At 60.9% G+C, this 25,096-nt stretch carries 15 protein-coding genes; 11 read left to right on the top strand and 4 right to left on the bottom strand.

Annotated elements, in window-relative coordinates:
• Nucleotides 1-100 precede the first annotated feature (100 nt).
• From KJF94_RS04065 to KJF94_RS04090, 6 genes are all read left to right on the top strand, one after another.
• Nucleotides 101-1,441 (top strand): MFS transporter, encoded by a 1,341-nt coding sequence (locus KJF94_RS04065; protein ID WP_214381359.1) that lies wholly within the window; start codon nucleotides 101-103, stop codon nucleotides 1,439-1,441.
• The gene (locus KJF94_RS04070; RefSeq protein WP_214381360.1) at nucleotides 1,434-2,390 is read left to right on the top strand and encodes an amidohydrolase family protein; all 957 of its coding nucleotides are present in this window, start codon (nucleotides 1,434-1,436) and stop codon (nucleotides 2,388-2,390) included. The genes KJF94_RS04065 and KJF94_RS04070 overlap by 8 nt, the downstream gene beginning before the upstream one ends.
• Nucleotides 2,387-3,391, top strand: coding sequence for a 4-hydroxythreonine-4-phosphate dehydrogenase PdxA (locus KJF94_RS04075; RefSeq protein WP_214381361.1), 1,005 nt, complete (start codon nucleotides 2,387-2,389; stop codon nucleotides 3,389-3,391). The genes KJF94_RS04070 and KJF94_RS04075 overlap by 4 nt, the downstream gene beginning before the upstream one ends.
• Nucleotides 3,392-3,708: 317 nt before the next feature.
• Complete coding sequence (locus tag KJF94_RS04080; protein WP_214381363.1) at nucleotides 3,709-4,884, top strand: L-rhamnonate dehydratase; 1,176 nt, start codon at nucleotides 3,709-3,711, stop codon at nucleotides 4,882-4,884.
• A gap of 30 nt (nucleotides 4,885-4,914) precedes the next feature.
• Nucleotides 4,915-5,910: an AraD1 family protein gene (gene araD1, locus KJF94_RS04085; RefSeq protein WP_214381364.1), complete on the top strand. Its 996-nt coding sequence runs from the start codon at nucleotides 4,915-4,917 to the stop codon at nucleotides 5,908-5,910.
• Nucleotides 5,911-5,952: 42 nt separating this feature from the next.
• Nucleotides 5,953-7,533, top strand: a complete 1,581-nt coding sequence (locus KJF94_RS04090) for an aldehyde dehydrogenase (NADP(+)) (protein ID WP_214381365.1) — start codon at nucleotides 5,953-5,955, stop codon at nucleotides 7,531-7,533.
• Nucleotides 7,534-7,663: 130 nt separating this feature from the next.
• Here KJF94_RS04090 and KJF94_RS04095 read toward each other — a convergent pair whose 3' ends face one another.
• Together KJF94_RS04095 and KJF94_RS04100 are read right to left on the bottom strand one after the other, a co-directional pair.
• Complete coding sequence (locus KJF94_RS04095; protein WP_214381366.1) at nucleotides 7,664-8,572, bottom strand: DMT family transporter; 909 nt, start codon at nucleotides 8,570-8,572, stop codon at nucleotides 7,664-7,666.
• Nucleotides 8,573-8,747: 175 nt separating this feature from the next.
• Entirely contained in the window at nucleotides 8,748-10,373 is a 1,626-nt protein-coding gene (locus KJF94_RS04100; RefSeq protein ID WP_214381367.1) for a methyl-accepting chemotaxis protein, read from the bottom strand.
• Between the two features lie 400 nt (nucleotides 10,374-10,773).
• On the opposite strand from KJF94_RS04100, the gene aceK reads away from it, so the two are divergent.
• The 4 genes from aceK to KJF94_RS04120 all read left to right on the top strand — a co-directional run bounded on the left by aceK (nucleotide 10,774) and on the right by KJF94_RS04120 (nucleotide 19,256).
• The gene (gene aceK, locus KJF94_RS04105) at nucleotides 10,774-12,492 is read left to right on the top strand and encodes a bifunctional isocitrate dehydrogenase kinase/phosphatase (protein ID WP_214381368.1); all 1,719 of its coding nucleotides are present in this window, start codon (nucleotides 10,774-10,776) and stop codon (nucleotides 12,490-12,492) included.
• 232 nt (nucleotides 12,493-12,724) lie between these two features.
• Nucleotides 12,725-16,636: an ATP-dependent RNA helicase HrpA gene (gene hrpA / locus KJF94_RS04110; protein ID WP_214381369.1), complete on the top strand. Its 3,912-nt coding sequence runs from the start codon at nucleotides 12,725-12,727 to the stop codon at nucleotides 16,634-16,636.
• A gap of 315 nt (nucleotides 16,637-16,951) precedes the next feature.
• Nucleotides 16,952-17,869, top strand: a complete 918-nt coding sequence (locus tag KJF94_RS04115) for an IS110 family transposase (RefSeq protein WP_214377344.1) — start codon at nucleotides 16,952-16,954, stop codon at nucleotides 17,867-17,869.
• Nucleotides 17,870-18,134: 265 nt separating this feature from the next.
• Nucleotides 18,135-19,256: a beta-ketoacyl-ACP synthase III gene (locus tag KJF94_RS04120; protein ID WP_214381371.1), complete on the top strand. Its 1,122-nt coding sequence runs from the start codon at nucleotides 18,135-18,137 to the stop codon at nucleotides 19,254-19,256.
• 304 nt (nucleotides 19,257-19,560) lie between these two features.
• Here the strand turns inward: KJF94_RS04120 and KJF94_RS04125 are convergent, their stop codons facing one another.
• Nucleotides 19,561-20,901 (bottom strand): putative porin, encoded by a 1,341-nt coding sequence (locus KJF94_RS04125; RefSeq protein WP_214381373.1) that lies wholly within the window; start codon nucleotides 20,899-20,901, stop codon nucleotides 19,561-19,563.
• Between the two features lie 283 nt (nucleotides 20,902-21,184).
• On the opposite strand from KJF94_RS04125, the gene KJF94_RS04130 reads away from it, so the two are divergent.
• Nucleotides 21,185-22,309, top strand: a complete 1,125-nt coding sequence (locus KJF94_RS04130; protein WP_214381374.1) for a GNAT family N-acetyltransferase — start codon at nucleotides 21,185-21,187, stop codon at nucleotides 22,307-22,309.
• 921 nt (nucleotides 22,310-23,230) lie between these two features.
• Here KJF94_RS04130 and KJF94_RS04135 read toward each other — a convergent pair.
• Entirely contained in the window at nucleotides 23,231-25,063 is a 1,833-nt protein-coding gene (locus KJF94_RS04135) for an ABC transporter ATP-binding protein (protein WP_214381375.1), read from the bottom strand.
• Nucleotides 25,064-25,096 lie beyond the last annotated feature (33 nt).

Below are 25,096 nucleotides of genomic sequence, written 5' to 3' on the forward strand. Positions count from 1 at the left end.
ACCGCTTAATCGTTAACGTTTTTCGCGAGCAAGCTCGCTCCTACAGTTTCAAAACGGCAAATGTTGCTCCACACAAAAATAATAAATCGAGGTACGCACCATGGCTCGTCCCAGTGCTTCCCTGCATCTGCCCGGCGCAGTTGCCCAGCCCGCCGCCGCGGCCGCACCGCTGACCGGCACGACCAAGGCCAGCAGTGTGCGCTGGCGGATCTTCGCGATCATCTTCGCGCTGACCATGGTCAACCTGATTGATCGGGTGTCGCTGTCGATTGCGATGCCAACCATCGCCCATGAATTTTCCCTGTCGCCGAGCATGCAAGGGCTGATCCTCAGCAGCTTCTTCTGGGCCTATGCATTGCTGCAGATTCCTGGCGGCTGGATGATCGATCGCTTCGGGCCGCACCGGGTCATCAGTTGGTCCACCGGATTGTGGGGCACGTTTCAAGTGCTGGCGGCATTCGCCACGGGCGGCTTGTCATTGTTGTTCGCCCGCGTCGCACTTGGTGCCGCAGAGGCGCCGTTGTTCCCGTCCGGTGGCAAGTTGATTTCCCTGTGGCTGGCGCCGAGCGAACGCAGTCGCGGCGCCGTGCTGATGGACAGTGGCAGCCCGCTGGGCGTGGCGCTCGGCGGGTTGATCATTGCCTACCTGATTGCTTCGCTGGACTCCTGGCGCCTGGCGTTTGTAATCGCCGGTATCGCGACGCTGGTGCTGGCCTGGCTGGCGCGGCGGTATCTGCGTGATGACCCGGCCAGTCACCCGCAAGTGAATGCCGAAGAACTGGAGAAGATCAACGCCGGGCGCGCGACGCCTGCTGCCGAAGCGGCACGTGTGCAGGTCAAGGGCCTCGGCATCGCCGCCCGTTCCCTGAGCGGATTGCTCATCGGACGCGCCAGTTGGGCGATGGTGTATTTCGGGTTGCTGACCTGGGGCCCGAGTTATCTGGCCCAGGCCCGTGGCTTCGATATCAAGGGCATTGGCGCTGCGACGTTCGTGATTTTCGTGTGCGGCGCGCTGGGTTCGTTGACCGGTGGTTTCCTCTGCGACGGGCTGATCCGCAAGGGCGTCAGTCGCGGGGTCGCGGTCAAGAGCCTGCTGGCATTTTCCGGTCTGGTAGCCCTCGGCGCGTTTCTGTTGCTGCCGACCCTGACTAACCCTTTTGCCGCCGTGGCGCTGTTGGCCATGACTGCGTTTTTCCTGATGTGGGGCAGCCTCTACTGGAGCTTCCCGGCATTGCTGGCGGCACCGGCGCGAGTTGGGTTGATCGGCGGTGTGATGAACATGGCTGGCAGCACGGGCGGTATCGCGGTGCCGATTCTGGTCGGCGTGATCCTGCAAATGGCCGGTGGTTTTGCACCGGTGCTGGGGTTCTTCGCCGCGTGCTCGGCCGTCTTTGTTTTCGCCACATTGTTCATCAGCCTCGACGAGGTGCGGCATGACTAAAATGTATGACGGCCCGATCATCGACGCCCATCATCACTTCTGGGATCCGACGATCAATCACCATCCGTGGCTCGCGCCCGAGGCCAGCATCCCGTTCCGCTACGGTGATTACAACGCGATCAAGCGGCGCTATTTTCCCGACGATTATTTCGTCGATGCCGGTCCGCATAACGTCGTGAAAACGGTGTACATCGAGACCGAATGGGACCCGCAAGACCCGATCGGCGAAACCCGTTTCATCGAGCAACTCGCCGCCCGTTACGGCGTGCCGAATGCGATCGTTGCGCAAGCCTGGCTCGATCATCCGGACGCCCTCGCGGTGCTCAGCGAGCAAGCGAGTTTCAAGTGCGTGCGCAGCGTGCGCCACAAGCCCGGCGGACCGACTTCGCCCGCGCAGGTTGGCCATGTGCGCAGCCTGCTGAGCGACGAACACTGGCGCCGCAGCTACGCCGCATTGCAAGGGCTGGGGTTGCATTTCGATTTGCAGACGCCCTGGTGGAACCTGCACGAGGCCGAACGGCTGGCCCGGGACTTTCCCGGCACCACCCTGATTCTCAACCACGCCGGTTTGCCCAATGACCGCAGTGCCGAAGGCCTGGCAGGCTGGCGCCTGGCAATGGCGCGGCTGGCCGAGTGGCCGAACGTACAGGTGAAGATTTCCGGCCTGGGCGTGGCGGGGCGGGCATGGCGTGCCAAGGACAATGCGTGGATCGTGCGCGAAGTGATCGCCATGTTCGGCACCGATCGGGTGATGTTCGCCAGCAATTTTCCCGTGGACAGCCTGTGCGGCTCGTTCGACGACATCTACAGCGGTTTCAAATCCATCGTTGCTGACCTGCCGTGGGCGGATCAGGAGCGCCTGTTCTACAGCAACGCGCAGCGGGTTTATCGCTGCGAGCCTTGCGCCATTGACCGTACATGGCCCGAACCCTTGAGGAGTGAAGCATGAACAAGACAACCATCGCCATGGTCCTGGGCGACCCGGCGGGCATCGGCCCGGAACTGATCGCACGCCTGCTCGCGGAACCTCAGGTTCGCAGCCAGGCCAACGTGATCCTGATTGCCGACGAGGCGGAAATGCGTCGCGGCATGCGCATCGCCGGGGTGGAATTTCCTTACCGTCGTGTGGAGTCGCTGGATCAGCTGTCATTTGTCGATGACACGCCGCTGTTCTACGACTTTCGCGGCGATACGATCGGTGAGTTCCCGCGCAGCGAAGCCAGTGTCATCGGCGGCCGGTACAGCCTCGACACCCTGGAAAAAGCCCTGCGCCTGACCGAGGCCGGCACCACCGATGCCATCTTGTTCGGGCCGCTGAACAAGACCTCGTTGCACATGGCCGGCATGGCCCACAACGATGAGCTGCACTGGTTCGCCGAGCTGCTGGATTTCCACGGGCCGTTCTGCGAGTTCAACGTGCTCGACAATCTGTGGACGTCGCGAGTGACGTCGCATGTGGCGCTGGCCGAGGTGCCGGGCATGCTGACTCAAGCGCGGGTGGTGGAAGCGATCCAGCTGATCGACACCGCGCTCAAGCGCAACGGCCTGGAAAAACCGCGCATCGGCGTCTGCGGATTGAACCCGCACAACGGCGACAACGGTTCGTTCGGTCGCGAAGAGCTGGACATCATCGGCCCGGCGGTTCGCTCGGCGCAGGCGTTGGGGATTGCGGCTGAAGGTCCGTACCCGGGCGACACGATTTTCCTCAAGGTTCAGGGCGATGCCAGCGCCTTCGACGCAGTGGTGACGATGTACCACGACCAGGGGCAGATCGCGATCAAGTTGATGGGCTTCTCCCGTGGGGTGACGGTGCAGGGTGGCTTGCCGATTCCGATTACCACGCCGGCCCACGGCACCGCGTTTGATATCTCGGGCCAGGGCAAGGCCAATGTCGGCGCAATCCGCCAGGCGTTCGAGATCGCGTGCCGGATGGGCGCCAACACCTACTGAAACAACGCAATCCCCCTGTGGGAGCGAGCCTGCTCGCGATAGCGATCTGACAGTCGCTTCAAGGGTGTCTGTCATGCCGTCATCGCGAGCAGGCTCGCTCCCACATTTTTTTGCGTTGCGGCTGATAACCCGATCTACCTGATAACTCGTTTTTGCGATCACTCCAGGTTATCGACGGATGTGCAGAAGTGATTATCCGCACCCCCCAAGCGCTGGCTAAAGTCGCTCCATCGAATGCCGGACCCCGCCACCCGAGCGGCTCTGCGCACACGACTCAAACAACTACAAAAAGCCGGCAGCGCAAGGAATCCGTACCCATGAAAATCAAAGCTATCCGTACCCGCGTTTTCGAGTGGAAAGGCAAAGTCGTCCCGCCGCAAGCGCACTTCTGCACCAACGCCAGCGACATCCTGTTCGAGCGCGGCGACGCCATGGGCTCGTTCCGTTTCCACGGCTGGCTGGTGGTGGAAGTCGAGACCGACACCGGACTCGTCGGCATCGGTAACTGCGCCCTGGCGCCGCGTGTGGCCAAGGAAATCATCGACACGTACCTGGCGCCGATTGCGCTTGGCGAAGACCCGTTCGACAACGAATACATCTGGCAGAAGATGTACCGCCAGAGCCACGCCTGGGGCCGCAAAGGCATCGGCATGGCGGCGATCTCGGCGATCGACATCGCGATCTGGGACATCATGGGCAAAGCCGTCAACAAACCGGTGTTCAAACTGCTCGGCGGCCGCACTAAAGAAAAGATCTGGACCTACGCCTCCAAGCTCTACGCCAACGACAACCTCGACCTGTTCCTCGAAGAAGCCCAGGGCTATCTGAACCAGGGTTTCACCGCGCTGAAAATGCGTTTCGGCTACGGCCCGAAAGACGGCCCGGCGGGCATGCGCAAGAACATCGAACAAGTGCGGGCGTTGCGTGAACTGGCCGGCCCGGACATCGACATCATGCTCGAATGCTACATGGGCTGGACCCTGGAATATGCGCGGCGCATGTTGCCGAAACTCGCCGAATTCGAACCGCGCTGGCTCGAAGAGCCGGTGATCGCCGACGACATCGAAGGCTACATCGAGCTGAAAAAAATGGGGATCATGCCGATCTCCGGTGGCGAGCATGAGTTCACCTCGTACGGCTTCAAAGACCTGCTGGAACGCCGCGCCGTCGACGTGATCCAGTACGACACCAACCGCGTCGGCGGCATCACCGCCGCGCGCAAGATCAACGCCATGGCCGAGGCCTGGTCGGTGCCGGTGATCCCTCACGCCGGGCAGATGCACAACTACCACCTGACCATGTCCACCACCGCCTCGCCAATGGCCGAGTTCTTCCCGGTGTTCGACGTCGAGGTCGGCAACGAACTCTTCTACTACGTATTCAAGGGCGAGCCGCAACCGGTCAACGGCTACATCCAGCTCGACGACAACACGCCAGGTTTGGGCCTGGAAATCTCCGATGAGTATTTGAGCGACTTCAACATCATCGAGTGACCCAAATCCCCGACTTTATGGAGGGCCGTCATGCGCCTGATTCAATTTGAAAACTCTGCCGGTGAGCGCCAGGTCGGCGTTGTCGAAGGCTCACAGGTCCAGGTGCTGAAAGGCACCCGCAGCACCCGTGAACTGGCACTCGCGGCGATCCGCGCCCAACGTAGCCTGGAAGACGAAGTTGCCCAGCGCGGCACCGAGCCTGGGCCGGATTACGCGCAGCTGTTGCAGCAGGGCCAGGTCCTGCCGCCGCTGGACCACGAAGACCCGGCCCATTGCCTGATCAGCGGCACCGGCCTGACCCATCTGGGCAGCGCTTCGGCGCGAGACAAGATGCATCAGCAGGACGGCGCCGTTGAAGCCGGCATGACCGACACCATGCGCATTTTCAAGTGGGGCCTTGAGGGGGGCAAACCCGCCGCCGGTCAGGTCGGTGCTCAACCGGAGTGGTTCTACAAGGGTGACGGCAGCATCGTCGTGCGCCCCGGCGCGGATTTCCCGGTGCCGCCGTTTGCCGAGGATGCTGGCGAGGAACCCGAACTGACCGGCCTCTACGTGATCGGCGACGACGGCCTGCCATATCGCGTCGGTTATGCGCTGGGTAACGAGTTCTCCGACCATGTCATGGAGCGGCGCAATTACCTGTACCTCGCCCATTCGAAACTGCGTTTCTGCGCCTACGGTCCGGAGCTGCGCGTCGGTGAGTTGCCCAAACACCTGGCCGGCACCAGCCGCATCATCCGCAACGGCGAAACCCTCTGGGAAAAAGAGTTTCTCAGCGGCGAAGACAACATGTGCCACAGCCTCGCCAACCTCGAATTCCATCACTTCAAGTACGCGCAGTTTCTGCGGCCCGGCGATGTCCATGTGCATTACTTCGGCACCGCCACGCTGTCATTTGCCGACGGGGTGAAAACCCAACCGGGCGATCGCTTCCAGATCAGCCTCGATGCGTTCGGTGCAGCGTTGGAAAACGGTATCGGCGAAAGCGCCCAGCCGTTGGCCATCGGTCAGGTTCGCGTGCTTTAAGCCTTCAACCTCCGGCGCTGTCCGCCGGTCAAGGACACCTTTATGACCACGCTACTCGGACACAACTACATAGGCGGTCGCCGCAGCGCCAACGGCACGTTGCAGCTGCAAAGCCTCGACGCGACCACCGGTGAGCCGTTGCCCGGCACTTTCTTCCAGGCCACTGAAGCCGAAGTGGATGCCGCCGCCAAAGCCGCCGCCGCGGCGTACCCGGTCTACCGCAACCTGAGCGCGGAAAGACGCGCGGCCTTCCTCGACGCCATCGCCGATGAAATCGATGCGCTGGGCGATGATTTCGTCGCCACTGTATGCCGTGAAACAGCTTTGCCGGCCGGTCGTATTCAGGGCGAGCGCGGACGAACGAGTGGCCAGATGCGTCTGTTCGCCAAGGTCCTGCGGCGCGGTGATTTCTATGGGGCGCGGATTGACCAGGCGTTGCCGGATCGCCAGCCGTTGCCGCGTCCGGATTTGCGTCAGTACCGCATCGCCATCGGACCGGTTGCGGTGTTCGGCGCGAGTAACTTCCCGCTCGCGTTTTCGACGGCAGGTGGCGACACCGCCTCGGCACTGGCCGCCGGTTGCCCGGTGGTGTTCAAGGCGCACAGCGGGCACATGGCGACCGCCGAATGGGTGGCGGACGCGATCTTCCGCGCCGCCGAGCGTACCGAGATGCCGGCCGGCGTGTTCAACATGATCTATGGCGGCGGCGTCGGTGAGTGGCTGGTCAAGCACCCGGCGATTCAGGCAGTGGGTTTCACCGGTTCGCTCAAGGGCGGCAATGCCCTGAGCCACATGGCCGCGAGCCGGCCGCAACCGATCCCGGTGTTTGCCGAGATGTCGAGCATTAACCCGGTGTTCCTGTTGCCCGAGGCCCTCAAGGTGCGTGGCGAGCAGATCGCTGCGCAACTGGCCGGTTCAGTGACGCTGGGTTGCGGTCAGTTCTGTACCAACCCGGGTCTGGTCATCGGCCTGCGCTCACCGCAGTTCAGCACCTTCCTCGAAACGTTGTGCGCCAGCATGAACCAGCAACCGGCGCAAACCATGCTCAACGCCGGCGCACTCGTCAGCTACAGCAAAGGCCTGGGCGAACTGCACGAACATCCGGGGCTGACGCACCTGGCGGGCAAACCTCAGCAGGGCAATCAGGCGCAGCCACAGGTGTTCAAGGCGGATGTCAGCCTGTTGCTCAAGGGCGATGAACTGCTTCAGGAAGAGGTGTTCGGGCCGACGACCATCGTCATTGAAGTCGAAGACCAGGCGCAACTCGCGGCCGCGCTGCACGGTTTGCGCGGGCAACTGACGGCGACGCTGATCGGCGAGGCCGAAGAGCTGCTGGAATACCGCTGGCTGGCTGAATGGCTGCAGGAAAAGGTCGGGCGGATTTTGCTCAATGGCTATCCGACCGGGGTCGAGGTGTGTGAGGCGATGGTGCATGGCGGGCCGTATCCGGCGACGTCGGATGCGCGGGGGACATCGGTGGGCACATTGGCTATCGACCGATTCCTGCGGCCGGTGTGCTTCCAGAATTATCCGGATGCGTTGTTGCCCGCGGCATTGCAAAACGCGAATCCGCTGGGGATTCGGCGGTTGGTGGATGGGGAGGTCAGTCAGTCGGCTTTGTAGTGCCTGAGCGATTGCCTTCGCGGGCAAGCCTCGCTCCTACAGGTTTAGTGTCGTGCTCAAAGTACGTGAACGACACTGTACTGTAGGAGCGAGGCTTGCCCGCGAAGGCTTCATCAGCCCCACCATAAATCTACTTGGCAGCCACCGCTGCAGCCTTCACCACCGTAGTCTTCAACACCAACCACAACGCCGCCGCAATCAACACCCCGCCATAAATGTGCGCCATCGACAGCGGCTCATCCAGCAACAACGCCCCCCACAACACCCCGAACGGCGGGATCAGGAAGGTCGTGGTCATCGACTTCACCGGCCCGACCGAGCTGAGCAGGCGGAAGTAAATAATGTACGCCAACGCGGTACACATCAGCCCCAACCCCAGCAACGACAGCCACACACTCCAGCCGCCCCAGCTCGCCGGCGGCTGGCTGATCACGCTGTAACCGAACAGCGGCAACAGAAACAAAGTCGCCCCAAGCATGCTGCCCAGTGCCGAAAGACGACTGTCGAGACCACCGGCCTGATCGAGCCAGCGGCGAGCAAGGAACCCGGCGAAGCCATAACAGGTGGTGGCGAGCAGGCAGGCGAGGGCGCCCATCAGCAATTGCAGGTCGAACGCCACCGGACCGGCGCGGGTCAGGATGCCGACGCCGAACAGACCGAGGAACACCCCGCCCAGCTTGGCGGCGGTGAGTCGTTCACTGAAGAACAGCCCGCCGATCAACACGCCCATCAATGGCGTGGTGGCGTTGAAGATTGCCGAATAACCGGCGGGCAGCACCTGGGCCGCCACGGAATAGAGGGTCGCCGGAATCCCGGAGTTGATCACCCCGAGCAGCATCACGGTTTTCAGTTTGCCTTTGAAATCCCAGCTGATGCGCATCAGCCCGAGAATCACCAGCAACCCCGCCGCTGCGATCGAGACGCGGAAAAACGCCGTGGGCACGGTGCCGATCACCGGGGCAATGATGCGCATGAACAGGAAGCTCGCGCCCCAGATGGCCGCCAGCGACAGTAAACGAATGGTATCGACAGGGCTCACGGCGCACTCCTTCCTTGATGGGGACGAGAGTGTTGCCGAGAGCCTTGCCTATGGCAACCGAAAAACCGGCACTCAATTTTTGTGGCGAGGGCGCTTGCTCCCGCGGGGCTGCGCAACGGCCGCAAAAACAGGTGAGCGCTGCGCACTCAAGCGGGAGCAAGCTCCCTCGCCACCGTTAAATCTGAAATCGGGTGACTAGCCCGTTGAGGTCGACCGCCAGCCGCGACAGTTCCTGGCTGGCGGCGGAAGTCTGAGTGGCACCGGCGGCGGTCTGGGTCGAAAGGTCGCGAATGTTCACCAGGTTCTGATCGACTTCCCGGGCCACCAGCGCTTGCTGTTCGGCGGCGCTGGCGATGACCAGGTTGCGTTCGTTGATCTGCGAGATCGACGCGGTGATTTTCTCCAGGGCCTGGCCCGCGCCGTTGGCTCGGCGCAAGGTCTGGCTGGCATGCTCGGCGCTGCTTTGCAGCGCGCTGACCGTGGCCCCGGTGCCGTGCTGGATGTTGTTGATCATCAGCTCGATTTCTTCGGTGGAGTTCTGGGTGCGTTGCGCCAGCGAACGCACTTCATCGGCCACCACCGCAAAGCCGCGTCCGGCTTCACCGGCGCGAGCGGCTTCGATGGCCGCGTTGAGCGCCAGCAGGTTGGTCTGCCCGGCGATTGCGCGAATCACTTCCAGGACTTTGCTGATGTCCTGCGCCTGAACCGCCAACCCCTCGGCCTGTTCCGACGCGCTGAGCACTTCGCTGACCAGGCCCTGAATCGAGGTGATGGTTTCACTGACCTGCACGTGCCCGTGCTTGCTGTCCTCGTTCGACGCCTGGGAGGCTTCGGCACTGGACACGGCATTCGCGGCGACTTCATCCACCGCGGTGCTCATCTCGGTGACGGCCGTGGCGGCCATCTCGATCTGGTCGTTCTGTTGTTGCAGGCCTCGGGTACTTTCCTCCATCACCGAGCTCATTTCCTCGGCAGCCGACGCCAGTTGCCGCGCCGAGTCGCTGATGCCGCGAATGGTTGTGCGCAGGTTGCCTTGCATCTCGTCGAGGGCGTCGAGCAATTGCGCGGCTTCGTCCTTGCCGGTGCGGTCAATCTGTCCGCTGAGGTCGCCCGAGGCAATCCGGCGTGCGACATGCAACGCCTGATTGATGGGCGCTGTGATGCTGCGCGTCAGCAGCCAGGCCAGTAGCAGCGTGGCGATCAGCGCGACGACGATGATTGCGCCGACGATCCATTGCGCACGCTGGTACATCAACGCGGCTGCGTCCGCGGCCGCATCGGCGCCTTGCTGATTGAAACTGATCATCGACTCCAGGGATTTATCCAGCACGCTGCCCTGCGGGGCCAGTTCATTGTTGAGGCGGGCGTAGGCCTGGTCATCCTGGCCCGCATCGATCTGCGCGAGGATCTGGTCGAGGATGGCCAGGTACTTGGCGACGGCGGCATTCAGGCTGTCGAGCATGGCCCGTTCCTGGTCGCTGGACAGCAGCGTTTTGTGGTCGTTGAGGCGCTTTTGCAGTTCCTGGCGTTGGGCGCTGAGAATGCCTTTGCTCTTTTCCCGCACGGTGCTCTGGCGGTTGGCGATCAAGCGCAACGATTCCAGGCGGATGGTGGCGATGTTGGATGCGCTGTCATGGATGCTCTCGATGCTCGGCATCCACGATTCCTCGATGACCGCCGCGCTCTCGCGCAGGGTCGCCATCTGACCCAGGCCGAACAGCCCGACCAGTACCAGAAGGCTGGCCAACACGGCAAAACTCAAGCTCGCGCGCAAACCTATGCGCATGTTCCTTATAGGCATCTAAAGTGCTCCTTGGGCATTTTGGGAGGTAGTCCTCGTGTACCGAGGATCTTGTTTTTAGGCAGGTGGAGGCGGGTGTATATCAAACAGCCATCATCTTGGTAAGGAGCGCTTTTCAGGCTGGGAGGCCGTCGGGGCAAAGCAGAAAACGCAGCGGAGGTCGATTGCCTGAGCGTGGATTGGATCCGAAAGCCTGATAACCAGAGGGCTGTAGATGAATCGATTAAGTCGCGGAAGGATGACTTGTCAGGTTGTTTGCTGACCGAACGGTCGATTAAAAAAACTCGAAAAAATCTCCGCCCCTGAACGATTCATCCGTTCTCTGGCCGAAATTACGCTTCTCCTGCACCCGGTTCACTGGCTAAGCTCAGGCCTTCCGAATTCCCGCAGAGGTCTCACCATGCCGCAGCAATGGCCAGCCGCCGACATCGCCCGAATGATCCTCGATGGCTTTGACGATTACCGCGAGCATTTCCGGCAAATCACCGACGGCGCCCGGGCGCGCTTCGAGCAGGCCAAGTGGCAGGAGGCGCAGGTCGCCTCGGCGGCGCGGATCAATCTGTACGAGGAGAAAGTCAGCGAAACGGTCGACCGCCTGCACATCGCTTTCGACACCGACACGCTGGATGTCAGTTGCTGGCCCCTGGTCAAAAGCGCCTACATCAGCCTGATCGACCTGCGCTTCGACGATGAACTGTCCGAGACCTGGTACAACTCGATCTTCTGCGGGCTGTTCAGCCATGACCTGATCAGCGACGGCTGCATGTTTATCCACACCACCCGGCCGAGCCTGCGTCGGGCACGCGCCGCACAGACCCGCACGTACAAGCCCCAGGGCCATCTGTCCGACATGCTGGCGAGCATTTTTGCCGACTACCGCTTCAGCGAGGATTACGCCGACCTGGCGGGCGATCTTCGCCGTCTCGAAGCACAACTGCGCGAGAACCTGCCGGACTGGGTGTGCAAAGACCCGGAACTGAACGTCGAGCTGTTTTCCTCGGTGCTCTATCGCAACAAGGGCGCGTACCTGGTGGGCCGAATTTTCACCCGGGAGGAGCAGTGGCCGCTGGTGATTCCGTTGCTGCACCGCGAAGGGCGGGGGATTCAGATCGATGCGTTGATCACCGATGAGGCCGATGTGTCGATCATCTTCTCGTTCACCCGTTCGTACTTCATGGTCGACGTGCCGGTGCCGGCGGAGTTCATCGGTTTCCTGCGGCGCATTCTGCCGGGCAAGCACATCGCCGAGTTGTACACTTCGATCGGTTTCTACAAGCACGGTAAATCCGAGTTCTACCGGGCGCTGATCAACCACCTGGCCAACACCGACGACCAGTTCATCATGGCCCCCGGTGTGCGCGGCATGGTCATGAGCGTGTTCACCCTGCCGGGGTTCAACACCGTATTCAAAATCATCAAAGACCGTTTCTCGCCGTCGAAAAACGTCGACCGCGCGACGGTGATCGAGAAGTACCGTCTGGTGAAAAGTGTCGACCGGGTCGGGCGCATGGCCGATACCCAGGAGTTCGCCGACTTCCGTTTCCCGCTGAGCAAGTTCGACCCGGCGTGCCTGGAAGAATTGCTGGAGGTGGCCGCGTCCACGGTTTCGGTGGAGGGCGACACCGTGTTGATCCGCCACTGCTGGACCGAGCGGCGGATGACGCCGTTGAACCTGTACCTGGAAAACGCCAACGAGGCGCAGGTGCGCGAGGCGCTGGAAGATTACGGTCTGGCGATCAAGCAACTGGCGGCGGCAAACATCTTTCCCGGCGACATGCTGCTGAAAAACTTCGGCGTCACCCGTCACGGTCGCGTGGTGTTTTATGACTACGACGAGATCTGCTTCCTGACCGAAGCCAACTTCCGCCACATCCCGCAACCGCGCACGCCGGAAGACGAGATGGCATCCGAACCGTGGTACTCGATCGGGCCGCTGGATGTGTTCCCCGAGGAGTTTCCGCCGTTCCTGTTCGCCGATGCCGGTCAGCGACGCTTGTTCGATCAGTTGCATGGCGAGTTGTACAACGCCGATTACTGGAAAAGCCTGCAGGAAGCCATTCGCGGCGGAAAAGTGATCGACGTGTTCCCGTATCGCCGCAAGGGCCTTGATAACGAATAACCCTCCTGAGTGAACACCGTGTGGCGAGGGAGCTTGCTCCCGCTGGAGTGCGAAGCGCTCCCAAATCGGCTATCGCGGTTTAACTGACTAATCGCGTCAGCTGTATTACGACTGCTGCGCAGCCGAGCGGGAGCAAGCTCCCTCGCCACAAAAGCAGGTTGCATTCGTCGCTGCGTGCGCAAATCTGCGACAATCGCCCCCCTGCGCCACTAGACGACTTATTGCGTACCTGATGACTGACGAATCGCCTTCCATCGACAAACTGCTGAAAAACCTCGATCACGCCATGCTCGCCGACCGCCACCGGCTGCGGCGGCAGTTGCTTGAGCTGCGCAAGAAGCCCGACGAAGTCAAGCTGGCCCAGTGGGTGACGCGTATGCAGGCGTCCTGTGATCAGGTGTTGGCGCGGCGTGCCAGCCTGCCGGTGATTCGTTACGACGACAGCCTGCCGATCGCCGCCAAGCGCGACGAAATCAAGGAAGCGCTGCTCAAGCATCAAGTGCTGATCATCGCCGGCGAAACCGGCTCGGGTAAAACCACCCAGCTGCCGAAAATCTGCCTGGAAATCGGTCGCGGTCAACATGGCCTGATCGGCCACACTCAGCCACGTCGAATTGCGGCGCGCAGCGTCGCGAGCCGGGTTGCCGAAGAACTGGCGACGCCGCTGGGCGCGCTGGTCGGCTATCAGGTGCGGTTCGAGGATCAGAGCGATTCCAACACCCTGATCAAACTGATGACCGACGGCATCCTGCTGGCGGAAACCCAGAACGACCGCTACCTCGAGCGCTACGACACGATCATCGTCGACGAAGCCCACGAACGTAGCCTGAACATCGACTTCCTGCTCGGTTACCTGAAAACCCTGCTGCCCCGTCGTCCGGACCTGAAAGTCATCATCACCTCGGCGACCATTGACCTGGAGCGCTTCTCCAAGCATTTCGACGATGCGCCGATCGTTGAGGTCTCCGGCCGCACTTTTCCGGTGGAAACCTGGTATCGCCCGCTGACTCTGGAGCAGGACGAAGAGGGCAACCGCGTCGAAGACGACCTGACCGTGGATCAGGCGATCCTCGCCACCCTCGACGAAATCGCTGCGTTCGAACGCAGCGAGCGCAAGAGCCCCGGCGATGTGCTGGTGTTCCTGCCCGGCGAGCGTGAGATTCGCGACGCCGCCGACATGTTGCGCAAGGCCCAGCTCAAGCACACCGAAATCCTGCCGCTGTATGCGCGGCTATCGCCGGCCGAACAGCAGCGGATTTTCCAGTCGCACCCGGGGCGTCGCGTGGTGCTGGCGACCAACGTCGCGGAAACCTCGTTGACCGTGCCGGGCATTCGTTACGTGATCGACAGCGGTACCGCGCGCATCAGCCGCTACAGCTACCGCGCCAAGGTCCAGCGCTTGCCCATCGAAGCCATTTCCCAGGCCAGCGCCAACCAGCGTAAAGGCCGTTGCGGGCGGGTCGAGCCGGGCATCTGTGTGCGGCTGTTCAGTGAAGAAGACTTTATCGGTCGCCCGGAATTTACCGACCCGGAAATCCTGCGGACCAACCTCGCGGCGGTGATCCTGCAGATGCTGCACCTGCGCCTCGGCGAGATCACCGATTTCCCGTTTATCGAGCCGCCGGACGGCAAGGCCATCAGCGACGGTTTCAACCTGCTGCAAGAGCTGTCGGCGGTGGATCGCAACAGTCAGCTAACCCCGCTCGGTCGCCAATTGGCGCGGCTGCCGGTGGACCCGCGCATGGGCCGCATGCTGCTGGAAGCGGCGAAGCTCGGCAGCTTGCAGGAAGTGCTGATCGTCGCCAGCGCCATGTCGATTCAAGACCCGCGTGAACGGCCGCCGGAGCGTCAACAAGCGGCGGATCAGGCCCACGCCCAATGGAAAGACGTGGACTCGGACTTCGCCGGGCTGGTCAATCTGTGGCGTGGTTTCGAAGAACAGCGTCAGGCGTTGACGGCCAGTCCGCTGCGCAACTGGTGCCGCAAGAATTTCCTGAATTACCTGCGTCTGCGTGAGTGGCGCGACTCGCACCGTCAGTTGAGCCTGATCTGCCGCGACATGCAGTTGAGCCTCAACAAAGAGCCGGCGGATTACCCGAAGCTGCACAAAGCCGTGCTTTCGGGCCTGCTCAGCCAGATCGGGCAGAAAACCGATGAAGGCGATTACCTCGGCGCCCGTCAGCGGCGGTTCTGGATTCACCCGTCATCGGGGCTCGGCAAGAAGCGTCCGCAATGGCTGATGACCGCCGAACTGGTGGAAACCACCAAGCTCTATGCGCGCATGGTCGCCAAGATCGACGCCGACTGGATCGAGCCGCTGGCCGGGCACCTGATCAAGAAAAACCACTTCGAACCCCATTGGGAGAAGAAGCGCGGACAGGTCGTGGCGTTCGAGCAGATCACCTTGTTCGGGCTGATCGTGGTCGGTCGCCGGCCGGTGCATTACGGGCCGGTCGATCCGGTGGTCTCCCGCGAGTTGTTCATTCGTGAAGCGCTGGTGCGTGGCGAGATTCAGTCAAAGGCCAAATGCCTGACGGCCAACAAACAACTGCTGGAACAACTCGACGAACTGGAAGCCAAGGCCCGTCGGCGTGACATTCTGGCCGACGAAGAAACCCTGTTCGCCTTCTACGATGCGCGACTGCCGGCGGAGATTCACCAGACCGCGACCTTCGACAGCTGGTATCGGGTCAACAGCCAGAAAGATCCGCAGTTGTTGATCATGCGCGAAGAAGACGTACTGGCCCGCGAGGCCAGTGAAGTCACTGCGCTGCATTACCCGGACACGTTGCATATTGGCGATCTGGAATTGGCGCTCAGTTACCACTTCGAACCGAACCATCCTCGCGACGGCGTGACCCTGCGCGTGCCGGCGCCGCTGTTGCCGATGCTGCCGTCGGAGCGTCTGGAATGGCTGGTGCCGGGTGTGATCGAAGCCAAGTGCATCGCGCTGGTGCGCAACCTGCCCAAGGCGCTGCGCAAGAATTTCGTGCCGGTGCCGGACTTCGTCAAAGCCGCGTTGCAGCGCATGACTTTCGCCGAGGGCTCTCTGCCTCTGGCGCTGGGCCGTGAACTGCTGCGCATGACCGGTGCCCGCGTCAGTGATGAAGCCTGGGCTGAAGCGGCGCAGCAAGTCGAAAGCCATCTGCGCATGAACCTGGAAATCGTCGACGGCCAAGGCAAGTTCCTTGGCGAAGGGCGTGATCTGGCGGAACTGACCGCACGATTCGCTGAAGCGAGCCAGGCTGCTTTGGCGGTGCCGCAGACCGCGAAAAGCCAACAGCCGGTGGAGGCGAAAGTCTTCGCGGCCGTGGCGGAAAAGACTCAACAGAAGATTGCCGGGCTGTCGATGACGGTGTATCCGGCGCTGGTGGAAGAGGCCGGCACGGTCAAGGAAGGGCGGTTCTCGACGCCGGCCGAAGCCGAGTTCCAGCATCGCCGCGCGTTGCAGCGCTTGCTGATGCAACAGCTGGCCGAGCCGGCGAAATTCCTGCGCGGCAAGTTGCCGGGGCTGACCGAACTGGGCCTGATGTACCGCGACATGGGGCGCATCGACGCGCTGGTGGAAGACATTCTGCTGGCCAGCCTCGACAGCTGCATCCTCGACGGCGAAGATCCGCTGCCGCGCGATGGCGCCGGGCTGGCGGCGTTGGCCGAGCGCAAGCGTGGCGGCTGGACCGAGCACGCCGAGCGGCTGGCGAAGCTGACCCTGGAAATTCTCAAGCTCTGGCACGGCCTGCAAAAACGCTTCAAGGGCAAGATCGATCTGGCGCAGGCCGTGGCGCTCAACGACATCAAGCAGCAGCTCAGTCATCTGGTGTATCCGGGTTTTGTCCGCGAAACGCCGATGCAGTGGCTCAAGGAACTGCCCCGTTATCTGAAAGCCATCGAGCAGCGCTTCGAGAAACTCGGTGCTCAGGTGCAGAAGGATCGGGTCTGGAGCGGTGAGTTGTCCGGTCTCTGGAGCCAATACCAGACCCGCGCCAGCAAGCACGCCCAGGAAGGAAAACGCGATCCGCAGCTTGAGCTGTATCGCTGGTGGCTGGAGGAATACAGGGTTTCGCTGTTTGCCCAGCAACTGGGGACCAAAGTGCCGATTTCCGACAAGCGCCTGAACAAGCAATGGACCCAGGTAGAACCCTAGGCTACGGGCTTGCACAAATACCTGTGGGAGCGGGCTTGCCCGCGATGGGGCCATAACATCCAACATCTATGTTGACTGTTACATCGCCATCCGGGCAAGCCCGCTTGTGTCTAGATCTAGGAATAAGCTCTGGGGTGAGAGGGGTGAATGGCAAGCTGTGAGTCCGCGGTGCTTAAAGCACGTGTGGGAGCCAAGCTGCCATTCACCTTTCCACTCTGGCCCATAAGCCCGAACAGTTGGACGAGCAGCCACTCGAAATCACAAGCGTGGGCAAAGCCAGAGCACTCTCACTCCTGAGTGTAAGAGGGTTTTGCCATGATTTCCTGGGTCGGCATCGATATCTCCAAATCAAACCTCGTTGTTTGGGTTCAACCAGACGGTGAAGGTTTTGAGCTTTCAAACACCTCAGAAGGCTGTGTTGAGCTTCTTCAGCGCTTGAGCCAGTACGAGGTTGGCCGAGTTCTGCTGGAGGCCACGGGAGGCTACGAGCGCAAGGTCATGGCCGCATTGCTAGGTGCCAACTTCAATGTCCTCAGGATCAATCCTCGCCGGGCCAGGGCTTTCGCCGTGGCGATGGGCAAAAATGCCAAGACCGATCTGATCGATGCAGCTGTGTTGGCCGATTTCGCCGAGGTCTTGAAGATGGACGGCGACAAGGTCATTTCGCCTGAGCGTGAAGCGTTGCGCGAGCTGGTTCAGCAACGCGAGCACTTCGTACAGCAACGGGACGACAATAAGCGCCGGCTTCAGCAGGCTCAGCTACCCGCTGTTGTGGCGGCAATCAAAGGCCATATTCATTACCTGCAAGTTCAGATCAAGCAGCTCGATAAAACCATCCACCAGAGCATGCACGACCTGGACGCAGAAAAAACCGAGCGGCTCATCTCTGTTAAAGGTATCGGCACGGTCGCCACTGCCAGTTTGCTGGTTTACCTGCCCGAGTTAGGCAAGCTCGACCGTCGCCAGGTCGCCGCACTGGCAGGAATTGCACCCTGCAACGATGACAGCGGCAATCACAGCGGGAAACGCCAAATCTATGGAGGAAGAGCCCGTGTGAGGCGTGCGCTTTACATGTCCTGCTGGGTAGTGATCCGCTATCAAGCTGACTTTAAAGCACGCTATGACGCTCTTCGGGCGCGAGGCAAGAGCGCGAAGGTCGCGCTCATCGCCTGCATGCGAATATTACTGATCAGACTGAATGCCATGCTGAGAGACGGCACCGAATGGCGCTGACGAATGGCAGGGTGAAGACAGTTGCTCCCACAGGTTTATGCAGTACCTGTGGAAGGTGCTTCATCCAGCAAAAAGGCGCCAAACCCCAACGTTTATGGCAAACTTCGCGCCTATAAACGCCGGCCCCGCGGTTTTGAGCCTTTCAAGGTTCGGGCGGAGCGGAATAAAGCGATGCCAGGTTTGATTCCTCTGACGGGAACAGACCCTTTATGTGTTGGTACGTCGGTGCCAACGCTTTCTGCCTGAACAGATTAGAGAAACGACCATGCATAACGTCGTCATCAGCGGCACCGGCCTGTACACCCCGGCCAACAGCATTTCCAACGAAGAGCTGGTGCAGTCTTTCAACGCTTACGTCGCGCAATTCAACGCCGACAACGCCGACGCCATCGCCCGTGGCGAAGTCGAAGCCTTGACCGAATCCAGCGCCGCGTTTATCGAAAAGGCTTCCGGTATCAAAAGCCGTTTTGTCATGGACAAGGACGGCATTCTCGACCCGCAACGCATGGCGCCACGCCTGCCGGAACGCTCGAACGACGAGTGGTCGGTCCTGTGCCAGATGGCCATCGGCGCGGCTGAACAAGCCTTGCAGCGCGCCGGCAAAACCGCCGCCGACATCGACGGCGTGATCGTCGCCTGCTCCAACCTGCAACGGGCCTACCCGGCCATCGCCATCGAAGTCCAGGAAGCGCTGGGCATCCAGGGTTTCGGTTTCGACATGAACGTGGCCTGCTCCTCGGCGACTTTCGGTATCCAGGCCGCCGCCAACAGCGTGCAACTGGGTCAGGCCCGGGCAGTTCTGATGGTCAACCCGGAAGTCTGCACCGGTCACCTGAACTTCCGTGACCGTGACAGCCACTTCATCTTCGGCGACGCGGCCACCGCGGTGATCATCGAACGCGCCGACCTGGCGACGTCCAAGTATCAATTCGACGTGGTCAGCACCAAGCTGTTGACCAAGTTCTCCAACAACATCCGCAACAACTTCGGCTTCCTCAACCGCGCGGCGGAAGAGGGCATCGGTGCCAAGGACAAACTGTTCGTGCAGGAAGGTCGCAAGGTGTTCAAGGAAGTCTGCCCGATGGTTGCCGAGCTGATCGGCGCGCACCTGGAAGAGAACCAGCTCAACGTCAGTGACGTGAAGCGCTTCTGGCTGCACCAGGCCAACCTCAGCATGAACCACTTGATCGTCAAGAAACTGCTGGGCCGCGAAGCTACCGAACAGGAAGCACCGGTGATTCTCGACACCTATGCCAACACCAGTTCTGCGGGTTCGGTGATTGCGTTTCACAAACATCAGGATGACCTGGCCGCCGGTTCCCTGGCCGTGCTCAGCTCGTTTGGCGCCGGTTACTCGATCGGTAGCGTGATTCTGCGCAAGCGTTGATCGCAAGTCTGATGAAGAGCTTTTGTGGCGAGGGAGCTTGTCGGATCGCCGCACCGTCCCGCTCAGGTGCGCAGCAGCCGCAAAACCAACCCATGAGGCCTGTCTGATAGCGGTCGCAGGTTTTAGGACCGCTTCGCAGTCCAGCGGGAGCAAGCTCCCTCGCCACAAAAGGCGCATGCGGGTTTACGGCGAGGCAATAAAAAAACTCGCGTTGCAGTATCGGACGGATGATGGGGACCGATACGGCAACGCGAGTTTGTAAAATCAGCTCAGGCTTCCTTGCCCGAGTCGTGTAGCGTGAAAATCAGAACTTGGCTTCGGCATCCAGTTGCAGGGTATTGATGTCGGTGTCTTTGCGATTGACGCTGGCGGTGTTGCTGAAGTAGTCGGTCTTCGCCAGGAAGTACGTCGCACCCAGAGTGAAGTTCTTGTCGAGCTCGTAACTCACTTTCAGCTTGCTGCCACGCGAACCGGTGAAACCGTTGGCGAAGTCAGAGTCGGTGAAGGCACCGACCACAGCGTTACGCTGTACGTCGCGGTAGTTGTAGTCCACGCCAAAGCCGAAGACCTTGGTCTTGACACCGGCCAACCAGCCCATGTCTTGATCGTTGCTGGCGCTGTCGTTGTTGACGACCTGGCCGTACAGCGACAGCGGCATTGGAAGACCGCCGATATCGAGCTGACCAAAACCTTCGTACAGTTTGAACTCTTCACCCAAGGTGTTGCCGTTGGTGGCCAGTTGGCTTGGGGTGGTGGCGGTCGATGGTGGCGCGAGTTCGGGGCTGTTTTCGTCGTTGTCGTAGGCGTAAACACTGCCGCCCAACGTCATTTTCAGGTTGTCAGTGATCGCGAAGCGAGCGCCCAACTGGCCAGCGTACAGACGCAGGTCGTGTTTGAACTGCACGCCTTCACCGTCAACGTTGTCCTTGAGGGTGTAGTGACCGGCGCTACCGAACAGCTCGGTGCTGCCGCCCAGCGGGTATTTGTAGGTCACTGCCAGACCTTCCGGGTTGATGTCGCTATCCCAGATGATGTCGCCCATGCTTACCCATTGTTGTGGCATCTTGCCGCCAACGAAGTGCAAGTTCTTGATGGCGTCAGGGTGGTAGTCGACGTAGCCCTGGTCCAGCCAGATCGACTTCTTGTCGAAGTAGTTGTTCTGGTCCTGGTTGGTGGAGCGAGCGTCGTCGTTGCTGCCAGTGGCGATACGAATACCGGTGTCAACTTGCGGGTTGATTTCTGTGTAGGCACCCAGGCGGGCACGAATGCGCTGGCGACTCTGGTCGCCGGTGTTGGATACGCTATCGTTGTGGATATTTTCCTGACGGAAACGCACGTCACCCTTGAACTGGGTCTTGGCAGCCCACGCCAGTTTCTGGTCGAAGGTGCTCAGTGCTTCGGTTTTCTTCGCGGTCGCCGCGATCTGCTCGTTGGTCTCTTGTTGAGCCTGACGAGCGATTTGCTGGTCTTTCTGATCCCGGGCCAGTTCGGCTTGCAGTTCGTTGTACTGCGCAGCGTTGATCGAACCGTTAGCCTTCAGCATGTCGAGCAGTTTGGCGTCGACTGCGGCGCTGGCCGGTACACTCATGGCCAGCAGCAGACCGCCACACAGGGCCGCCGCAGTTTTCGTGGAAGCAAGACGCATATCAATCTCCGAAGATGAATGGGATGACTGAGCCATCCGGGGCACAACCGACCGCAAAGGGACGGAAAACAGTGGCCGAGTGCTATAACCCGGCGCTCTAAAAACAGGCGCCAGTATCGCGATGGTTTATGACAAAGCAGTGGCAATGTGATGGCGTCTCGATGACGATACAAAACTCGAATGAACTTTCTACTCCGGGCCCTGTCAGCGGATCGCGGGTGTGGATTGCGCCTCTATAGGCGATACTCGCAAGGCTTTACGCCAAGAAGTGGAGAGGGAAGTGATGCCGCTGCAACGTCTGGAAAGTCTGTCCGAAATAGCGCCGCACACCTGGGATGCCCTGGTGCCGGAAAACCAGCCGTTTCTGCGCCATGCTTTTCTCAGTGCACTGGAAGACAGTGGCAGCGTCGGCCCGCATTCCGGATGGCAGCCTGAGCACTTACTGCATAGGGAAGGTGATCGGTTGATCGCCGTGCTGCCCAGTTACCGCAAATGGCACTCCTACGGCGAGTACGTGTTCGATCACGCCTGGGCTGATGCGTGCGAGCGTGCCGGCATCGACTATTACCCCAAACTGCTGACCGCCGTGCCCTTCAGCCCGGTCAGCGGACCGCGCTTGCTGGCGGCCACGGTCGAGGACGGTTTCGAACTGCTGAAGAGTTTGCCTGGCTACCTTGAGATCGAAGAACTTTCCAGCGCCCACATCAATTTCACGGACCCGTTCACCGACGCGGCATTGGCCGAACACCCCGGCTGGCTGCAGCGCATTGGCTGTCAGTACCACTGGCAAAATCGCGGGTATCGGGATTTTCAGGACTTCCTCGACGCCCTCAGTTCACGTAAACGCAAGCAGATGCGCAAAGAACGCGAGCAGGTGGCGGGGCAGGGCTTCGAATTCGAATGGCTGGAAGGCCGGCAACTGGATCAGGCGCAGTGGGATTTCGTTTACGCCTGTTACGCCAACACCTACGCAGTGCGTCGGCAACGGCCTTATCTGTCGCGGGAGTTTTTCAGCCTGTTGGCCGAACGCATGCCGGAATCTATTCGTGTGGTGCTGGCCAAACAAGGCTCACGACCGGTGGCCATGGCCTTCAGCCTCGTCGGGGGCGACAGTTTTTATGGACGTTACTGGGGTTGTCTGGCGGAGTTCGATCGGCTGCACTTCGAGACGTGTTTCTATCAAGGTATGGACTACGCGATTGCCAACGGCTTTCAGCGTTTTGATGCCGGTGCTCAGGGTGAGCACAAGCTGATTCGCGGGTTTGAACCGGTGATCACCCATTCCTGGCACTACTTGCGTCATCCCGGCCTGAAAGCGGCGGTTAAAGACTTCCTGCAGCAGGAACGTCTCGGGGTGTTGGCGTATGCCGAGGAAGCGAGGACTGCTTTGCCTTATCGGCAAGACTGATCCCTCGTCGGTGGGCTCAAGTGCCCTCGTCGCGGTGCACATTAATTCGGCGTTGTGGCGGGTTTACTGGATTTGGATTTGGATTTGGATTTGGATTTGGATTTGGATTTGGATTTGGATTGAGATTGGGGGCTTATCCGTTTTTGCGGTAACGGCGGCTATTGGTTCCGCCCTTACGGCGGGTTACTTGGAAAAGCGCCAAGTAACCAAGCGCCTGCGCCCCTGACGTACGGTGGCTCGCTAAGGCTCGCCATGCCCTCGCTCCGGTCCTGCTCCCTGGGCCCGCCGCCATCGGCCATCCATGGCCGGGGGCGGCTAACCCGGCATCCCTGCCGGGTTGCCCACTGCGCAGAACCTGCGCTCGGCCTTCCGACGGGGCAGATCAAGATCAAAAACAAAGCGAGGCGGCCTAGTAGCCGACCTGATGTCCGTCAAGGCCATCGGCGGTGAACACCCATGTCATGCCCACCAAAAATCCCCTGTGGCAGCTAGCCTGCTAGCGATGGACATCCAGACACCGCGTTCATTCAGACCGCACGCGTAATCGTTAACGTCCATCGCTAGCAGGCTAGCTCCCACAGGGGGAATGCGTACATATGAGGAGCCAGGTCGGCCCGCAGGCCGCCTCGCGGTGCTGTGGCGGTATTCGCGCCCTCGAGAGGCTTCGTTCCGGTTCTGCGCAGTGGGCAACCCGGCATGGATGACGGGTTAGCCGCCCCCGACCATGGATGGCCGATGGCGGCGGGCCCACGGAGCAGGACCGGAAGGAGGGCATGGCGAGCCTTAGCGAGCCACCGAACGAAAGGGGCAAAAGCGCTTGGTTACTTGGCGCCGGGCGGCGTTCCGTTTTTCCAAGTAACCCGCTGTAAGAGCGGAACCAATATCAGCCGTTACCGAAGAAACGGATATTCACCCAAACCCTCAATCGATCCCAACAAACCCCCCAGTCTGATGCTGCCACAACCGCGCATACAACCCCCCATGCGCCAGCAGTTCAGCATGGGTCCCCGTCTCGGCAATCTGGCCTTTTTCCAACACCACCAACCGGTCCATCCGCGCAATGGTCGAGAGCCGGTGCGCGATGGCAATCACCGTTTTACCCTGCATCAGGGTTTCGAGACTTTCCTGGATCGCCGCTTCAACTTCCGAGTCCAGCGCCGAGGTGGCCTCGTCCATGATCAGGATCGGCGCATCCTTGAGCAACACCCGTGCGATGGCGATCCGCTGACGCTGGCCGCCAGAGAGTTTCACCCCGCGTTCACCCACATGCGCATCAAACCCGGTGCGTCCTTCGGCGTCCGACAGCAACGGGATGAACTCGTCGGCACGGGCCTTGTGCACCGCTTCCCAGAGTTCGGCATCGGTGGCATCGGGTTTGCCGTAAAGCAGGTTGTCGCGGATCGAGCGATGCAGCAGCGACGTGTCCTGGGTGATCATGCCGATGCGTTCGCGCAGGCTTTCCTGACCGACGTCAGCGATGTTCTGGCCGTCGATCAGGATTTGCCCGCCCTGCACGTCATAGAGGCGCAACAGCAGGTTGACCAGGGTCGATTTGCCGGCGCCGGACGGGCCGATCAAGCCGATTTTCTCACCGGGTTTGATCGTCAGGTTGAGGTCGCCGATGATCCCGCTCTTCTTGCCGTAGTGAAAATCCACGTGCTCGAAGCGCACTTCGCCACGGGCAACGGCCAGCGGTTTCGCCGCTTCACGGTCGGTGACGCTGACCGGTTGCGAGATGGTCTGCAAGCCATCCTGGACCATGCCGATGTTTTCGAAGATGCCAGTGACCACCCACATGATCCAGCCGGACATGTTGACGATCCGGATCACCAGGCCGGTAGCGAGGGCGATGGCGCCGACGGTGATCAGTGACTGCGTCCACAGCCACAACGCCAGACCGGTGGTGGTGACGATCAGCAAGCCGTTCATGCTGGTGATGACCACGTCCATGCTGGTGACCACGCGGCCGGCCAGTTGGGCTTTTACGGTCTGTTCTTCGATGGCTTCCCTGGCGTATTGCTGTTCGAAGTTGGTGTGGGCGAACAGCTTCAGCGTGGTGATGTTGGTGTAGCCGTCGACGATCCGCCCCATGAGTTTGGAACGCGCATCCGAAGACACCACGGAGCGTTCTTTCACCCGTGGCACGAAGTAGTAGAGGGCGCCGATGTAGGCGGCGATCCAGGTCAACAACGGGATCATCAGGCGCCAGTCGGCTTCGGCGAACAGCACCAGCGAACTGATCGCGTAGATCAGCACATGCCACAGCGCGTCCACCGCTTGCACGGCGGAATCGCGCAGCGAGTTGCCGGTCTGCATGATGCGTTGGGCGATGCGTCCGGCGAAGTCGTTCTGGAAGAAATTCAGGCTCTGCTTGAGCACGTAGCTGTGGTTCTGCCAGCGGATCATGCTGGTCATGCTGGGGCTCAGGGTCTGGTGCACCAGCAGGTCATGCAGGCCCACGAACACCGGGCGCAGGATCAGCGCCACGACGGCCATCCAGGCCAGTTCGATGCCGTGTTCCTTGAAGAAGTTGACGTTCGGCGTGCCTTGGGTCAGGTCGATGATGCGGCTCAGGTAGCTGAACAGCGCCACTTCGATCAATGCGCCGAACAGGCCGACGGTCAGCAGGGCCGCGAAACTCGGCCAGACCTGCTTCAGGTAATAGGTATAGAAGGGGAAAACACGGTCGGGCGGAGCCGCCGTCGGGGCGTCACGGAATACATCGATCAGTTGTTCGAAACGGCGATAGAGCATTTGTTCTCCGCCCGCATGCGGGCTCTCCTTTAA

Source organism: Pseudomonas hormoni (assembly GCF_018502625.1).
Classification (GTDB): domain Bacteria; phylum Pseudomonadota; class Gammaproteobacteria; order Pseudomonadales; family Pseudomonadaceae; genus Aquipseudomonas; species Aquipseudomonas hormoni.

What these genes read in the sequence shown, in the direction of transcription:
- KJF94_RS04065 (WP_214381359.1), top strand. Translation starts at nt 101, where the DNA reads ATGGCTCGTCCCAGTGCTTCCCTGCATCTGCCCGGCGCAGTTGCCCAG.
- KJF94_RS04070 (WP_214381360.1), top strand. Translation starts at nt 1,434, where the DNA reads ATGACTAAAATGTATGACGGCCCGATCATCGACGCCCATCATCACTTC.
- KJF94_RS04075 (WP_214381361.1), top strand. Translation starts at nt 2,387, where the DNA reads ATGAACAAGACAACCATCGCCATGGTCCTGGGCGACCCGGCGGGCATC.
- KJF94_RS04080 (WP_214381363.1), top strand. Translation starts at nt 3,709, where the DNA reads ATGAAAATCAAAGCTATCCGTACCCGCGTTTTCGAGTGGAAAGGCAAA.
- araD1 (WP_214381364.1), top strand. Translation starts at nt 4,915, where the DNA reads ATGCGCCTGATTCAATTTGAAAACTCTGCCGGTGAGCGCCAGGTCGGC.
- KJF94_RS04090 (WP_214381365.1), top strand. Translation starts at nt 5,953, where the DNA reads ATGACCACGCTACTCGGACACAACTACATAGGCGGTCGCCGCAGCGCC.
- KJF94_RS04100 (WP_214381367.1), bottom strand. Translation starts at nt 10,373, where the DNA reads ATGCCTATAAGGAACATGCGCATAGGTTTGCGCGCGAGCTTGAGTTTT.
- aceK (WP_214381368.1), top strand. Translation starts at nt 10,774, where the DNA reads ATGCCGCAGCAATGGCCAGCCGCCGACATCGCCCGAATGATCCTCGAT.
- hrpA (WP_214381369.1), top strand. Translation starts at nt 12,725, where the DNA reads ATGACTGACGAATCGCCTTCCATCGACAAACTGCTGAAAAACCTCGAT.
- KJF94_RS04115 (WP_214377344.1), top strand. Translation starts at nt 16,952, where the DNA reads ATGATTTCCTGGGTCGGCATCGATATCTCCAAATCAAACCTCGTTGTT.
- KJF94_RS04120 (WP_214381371.1), top strand. Translation starts at nt 18,135, where the DNA reads ATGCATAACGTCGTCATCAGCGGCACCGGCCTGTACACCCCGGCCAAC.
- KJF94_RS04125 (WP_214381373.1), bottom strand. Translation starts at nt 20,901, where the DNA reads ATGCGTCTTGCTTCCACGAAAACTGCGGCGGCCCTGTGTGGCGGTCTG.
- KJF94_RS04130 (WP_214381374.1), top strand. Translation starts at nt 21,185, where the DNA reads ATGCCGCTGCAACGTCTGGAAAGTCTGTCCGAAATAGCGCCGCACACC.
- KJF94_RS04135 (WP_214381375.1), bottom strand. Translation starts at nt 25,063, where the DNA reads ATGCTCTATCGCCGTTTCGAACAACTGATCGATGTATTCCGTGACGCC.